Below are 4967 nucleotides of genomic sequence, written 5' to 3' on the forward strand. Positions count from 1 at the left end.
GTAAGTTTAAGTTTTGTGGAGAAATTACTAAAGCAATATAAAGAAACACAAAGCATTGCTCCTAAATTGAGGATAAAACAAACTCCTACAAAGCTCAATTCTGAACAACTTAATATTCTCCAAGAAATAGTTGAAGCCAATAATGATGCCACATTGGGAGAAATTCGCTTAATTCTTCAAGAAAGAACAGGAGTAACAATTGGTATATCTACAGTAAACCGGATGTTACAGAAGATGGAAATTACCCTAAAAAAACATTGCACGCCTCGGAAAAAGACACTGAAAGAGTTCAATTATCAAGAGTAGAATTCTGGCGTCAGCTTCAGAGCATACCTGCTGAAGACCTTATATTTCTTGATGAATTGGGAGCTAATCTATCTTTAATAAGACACTCATCTCGTGCTAAAAAAGGTAAAAGAGCCCATGGTTCACGATGTCAAAAACCTTGCCAAAATGTCTCTATAATTGGTGCAATTGCTCTCAAAGGTGTGATTAGTCAATACAGTATTTTAGGTGCAACTGATGGACTGACTTTTGAGGCTTATATTTCTCAAAAATTAGTTACAAATCTGTGGAAAGGTGCTTATGTAAGCATGGATAATTGTTCAATTCATAAAAGTAAAGAGATTGAAAAATTAATCGAATCTGTTGGAGCTAAATTGATTTATTTGCCTCCATATTCTCCTGATTTTTCCCCCATAGAGAATTGTTGGTCAAAAATTAAAAATCTACTACGTTCTCTCGGTGCTAGAAGTTATCCAGACTTAGCAAAAGCAATTAAAACTGCTTTTAGTCAAATCTCATTAGAGGCAGAAGTGTTGAATCCTGCAATAAAAATTTACAATTTTTGCGTTTTACCCAGATAAAGTTCATTGTCTATTAAGAATAGAGTCATTAATTGCTCAAATTTTGTATCACCAACGCACAACTAGGACAATCAAAAGTCAACCATTAGAGGATATTTATAATTGGTTTACCCATTGTTGTTACTGTACCTCACTAGACTAATAAAAGCTATATCATAGGCACAACTAGCAGCTGATTTGCCATTAAGACACCTTTGACAATTGAATAATAAAACTATCTCGTAGATGAAAATCTGCTTCTCCTCCCTCATGAGTTAATGCCCAGTAACTAAGTTGATTATCTACACATAGAATCACACTAGTGATTCCCACGTCAATTACCTGATTGTCCGCAATTATTTTACCCAAATCAACATCCAAAATTACTGTGAGACTATGGGATTGCTCCTCGATACTAAACGGTAAGAACTCAAAAGCTGTTTCCTCTTGCATTCCTCGACGATACCCATCAAAATGATAAACATTCCAATGTCCGGCGGGGGAAAGGTTGAACTCCCAATACTCTGTAGAATCTACAATTCCCAGAAAAAACTCAAAGCAAGTATTTTCCCACAGTTCATCCTTTCGCCCTCGTGTATCTGATAACCGGGGAATTATCACTGGCTTTAAGTCACCTAGAATTTGGTAGCGCAGGCTAAGTTGATTTGCATATCGGGCGATACTACCTGTAATTTGCACATTGGGTAAAGATTCCCCAGCAACAAATGGTTTTAGCGCAAATGTCTGATTTGTCATGTAATGTCATCCCCGGAGCAAATTTCGCTGAGAACTGATACCAACTTTTCAATATGTGCTGCTTCGTGAGTAGCCATCACAGATATGCGTATCCGACTTGTGGGAACTGTGGGAGGACGAATAGCTGGGGCAAAAATGCCGTTACTTCTGAGTTTTTTACCTACTTTGAGTGCTTGTGCTGCACTGGATAACTGCAAACATAGTATAGATGATTCTGTGGGTAATAATTTCAGGAGGGGCAATTGTTCTCGAATTAATTTTTTTAAGTAATCCACATTACGCCACAGTTGTACAAGACGTTGCGGTTCTTGTTTCACTATCTCAACTGCTGCTAAAGCCGCCGCCGTGTCTGCGGGTGAAAGTGCAGTGGTATAAATCCAACTAGGGGCGCGATTACGTAAATAATCAATTAGGTTGGCGCTTCCTGCTACATAGCCACCCAAACTCCCCAAGGCTTTACTCAATGTGCCAATTTGAATGATAGTTTGGCCCGTGCATTCAAAATGTTCCACACACCCAGCACCAGTTTTTCCCAGTACTGCAGTACCATGTGCTTCATCTATGAGCAGCATACAGCTAAATTCATCAGCTATACTTAATAGTTGTGGCAAAGGACATAAATCACCATCCATACTGAAGACACCATCAGTAATTATCAAACAACGGCGATATTCTGAACGATGGTCACTCAACAAAGTTTTTAATGTGCCGACATCACAATGGGGATATGAAATCAACTCCGCGCCACTAAGAATTGCCCCATTTTTCAAACTGGAATGATTGTACTGGTCGGATAAAATTAAATCACGCTTACCTACCAAAGCCGCCATCGCCCCCAAATTGGCTAAATATCCTGAACTAAATACTAGTGCATCTTCTGTTTGTTTCCAGGAGGCTATGGCCTGTTCCAATTCCCTATGTAATTTTCTATGTCCACTAAGTAATCGAGAACCAGTACTACCAGTACCCCACTTTTGCACAGCAGTAATTGCTGCTTGTATCAAGCGTTCATCACTAGCCAATCCCAAATAGTCATTACTGGCAAAATTAATTACTTCTTCCCCCCCCAAAAGCACTGTTGCCCCTGGGCGAGTATCGATAGTTTGTACTGAGCGATACCAGTTGGCGCGGTGAATAGTTGCTAAAGATGCTTCTATCCAACTGTAGGGGTCTTGGGGCATAGGAGAAATGAATGATAACTAGATAATTAATTAATAGATGCAAACCTGAAAACTCAGACAATTACCAATTACGAATTACCAACTAGGAATTCACTACTGCTCAGGTAAGCGATCGCTTGTTTAATCCAATCTTCCACGTAAGCGTCTTTTGGTAATCCAATTTCTTCACTAACTACGTGTAAGGCTTGACTAACTTCATTAGCAGTATATCCCAAAGCGAAAAGAGTCATTTGCACTTCTTCTAAAATCCCTGGAGCAGGTCCGCCTGTAGCCACAAAAAACCCTGCTGATTTGCGCCACTCAACTAACTTACTTTTTAGTTCCAAACAAATACGCTCTGCGGTTTTTTTACCCACACCGGGAGCTTGAATTAAAATTTGGGTGTTCCCACTGATAATCCCCTGGACTAAATCTGGTAATTCCAAGGTGTCTAATAAGGCGATGGCTAATGCAGGGCCAATCCCGCTAACACCGAGGAAGTAGCGGAACAAATCACGTTCTACTGGGGAAGCAAAACCGTATAGAAACGGTACTTCATCCCGAATTTGCAGATGGGTAAAAATTTGTGTCCCTCCTCCCGAATCTGGTAACTGCTGTGCCAAACCTTGGGGAATTTGCAAATCATACCCCAAGCCATTAACTTCGAGAGTCAACATCACACGACTCCCGCCTATTGTTTGAATACCGGCAACAATCCCTTTGAGATAGCTAATCATTCTATGAAACCAAAATATTTTAAACCTTCGAGAATTCCACCAGCACAAACAGCTTGGGCGAGGTAACGATAGTTACTGGGATACTCCTTGTGCCACTGAAGTAGTTCTGGACGCGCATTCCCCACTATAATTCCTCGTTCCTCCCCTACAGCAAATAAAGCAATATCATTACCTGAATCACCGCACACAACTGTTTGTTTTGCTGCAAAGTTCCACTTTTGACGGAGGAACTGCATCGCCTGACCTTTATCGCTGGTACGAGGCACAATGTCAAGGTCAATGCCGCTACTATAAATTAATTTTATATCTAATTCACATCTCAGCAATTCTGCCTCTAGTTGTGGTATAACATCATCTGCTAGTTTTTTATCCAAGAAAAAACTAACTTTAAAACCACGTTGTTCTGAATCTGGTTGCAGCACCAACTCAGGAAAACACTGAGCAACTTGTAACACTAATTCTCTATCCCACCCACCAGAGAGGATTTCTGACCAACCCGCATCGGCGCTATCGTTACCATCAAGATAAATTTCCGTACCCACAGAAAGAACTAAAGCATCCGGTCCCATGAGATTTTTTTCTTCCTGGAGTTGGCGGTAGAGAATAGGCGATCGCCCAGTAGCATAAACAATTTTAGTGCCGTATTCTTCCCGATGTTGCTTCAGCTTTTGGCTGAGTTCTATGAGAGCTGCGTCATTACCCACAAAGGTGTGATCTAAATCAGTAACAAACAGAAATGGTTTCATGATTTTGATGTCTCCCAAATTAGTAGTTGCAGAAATATTTAACAATTGAAAATCTTCACTAACAGCAATTATAAATACCAGTTCCTGACAATCCATTCCGAGTTAATTTACCAGATTTTGGCTCTCATGTATTCTTATTAATGCAAGCTAGGACAAAAATTCTGGACAATTTTAGCCAAGACTCTCAACTACCCCAGGGTGGCTAACCTCCCTAAATAGAATTTAAGGGCTACCTCCCGGTAGTTAATTTCCTCTAGTTCCTATTTTTATATTTCCAGGGTTTTATTTAAGAAAATTTACTTAATTTCCACATTTCTGCCAATGCTTCATGATTACCATAGGTTATAGTGGTGGTTAATAATTACCTGAGCAATTTCACAAAATAGCAAAGTATTTTCTTCTCGTCCTAATTTGGACATCTCCCGTGATAGAAAATGCTGCCATTCATTGTCTTAGGTACTAAACTCGGCACCATAGCCCGCAACAAAAGCAGCCCCGGTATAGTAACTGATTAAATTCACATTTTTAACCTAAGCAATAGCGCAAACCCTTGACTTTTTTAGCTCACATATATTTGAGGAAAAGGATATTTATATATGGTAACTAGTGCTTCCAACCAACCCAACTTAGTAATTAGTTCCCTGACAATTCCCACAGAGGTAACTTGGGGGGAAACCTATGAGGTTTCTTGGACAGTCACCAACCAAGGTGAAACAGCAACCA

6 protein-coding genes are annotated in these 4967 nt (G+C 39.9%); 2 read left to right on the plus strand and 4 right to left on the minus strand.

Going from position 1 to position 4967, the window contains the following annotated elements:
- Positions 1–306: helix-turn-helix domain-containing protein (locus NWP25_RS00475; RefSeq protein WP_390904306.1), on the plus strand; the 306-nt coding region annotated here is incomplete at its 5' end.
- Positions 258–866 (plus strand): IS630 family transposase, encoded by a 609-nt coding sequence (locus tag NWP25_RS00480; protein WP_280698646.1) that lies wholly within the window; start codon positions 258–260, stop codon positions 864–866. The genes NWP25_RS00475 and NWP25_RS00480, both read left to right, overlap by 49 nt.
- A 183-nt stretch (positions 867–1049) precedes the next feature.
- Here the strand turns inward: NWP25_RS00480 and NWP25_RS00485 are convergent, their stop codons facing one another.
- The 4 genes from NWP25_RS00485 to NWP25_RS00500 form a co-directional block, all read right to left on the minus strand.
- Complete coding sequence (locus tag NWP25_RS00485; protein WP_280650148.1) at positions 1050–1601, minus strand: DOMON-like domain-containing protein; 552 nt, start codon at positions 1599–1601, stop codon at positions 1050–1052.
- A complete protein-coding gene (gene bioF, locus NWP25_RS00490; RefSeq protein ID WP_280650147.1) occupies positions 1598–2782 on the minus strand; it encodes an 8-amino-7-oxononanoate synthase in 1185 nt (394 codons plus the stop codon). Before bioF ends, NWP25_RS00485 begins: the two co-directional genes overlap by 4 nt.
- A 68-nt stretch (positions 2783–2850) precedes the next feature.
- On the minus strand, positions 2851–3498 hold the full coding sequence (gene ruvA, locus NWP25_RS00495; protein ID WP_280650146.1) for a Holliday junction branch migration protein RuvA: 648 nt from the start codon (positions 3496–3498) through the stop codon (positions 2851–2853).
- Entirely contained in the window at positions 3495–4244 is a 750-nt protein-coding gene (locus NWP25_RS00500; protein ID WP_280698647.1) for a sucrose-phosphate phosphatase, read from the minus strand. The genes ruvA and NWP25_RS00500 overlap by 4 nt, the downstream gene beginning before the upstream one ends.
- Positions 4245–4967 lie beyond the last annotated feature (723 nt).

The organism is Umezakia ovalisporum Ak1311 (assembly GCF_029891685.1).
Classification (GTDB): Bacteria; Cyanobacteriota; Cyanobacteriia; order Cyanobacteriales; family Nostocaceae; genus Umezakia; species Umezakia ovalisporum.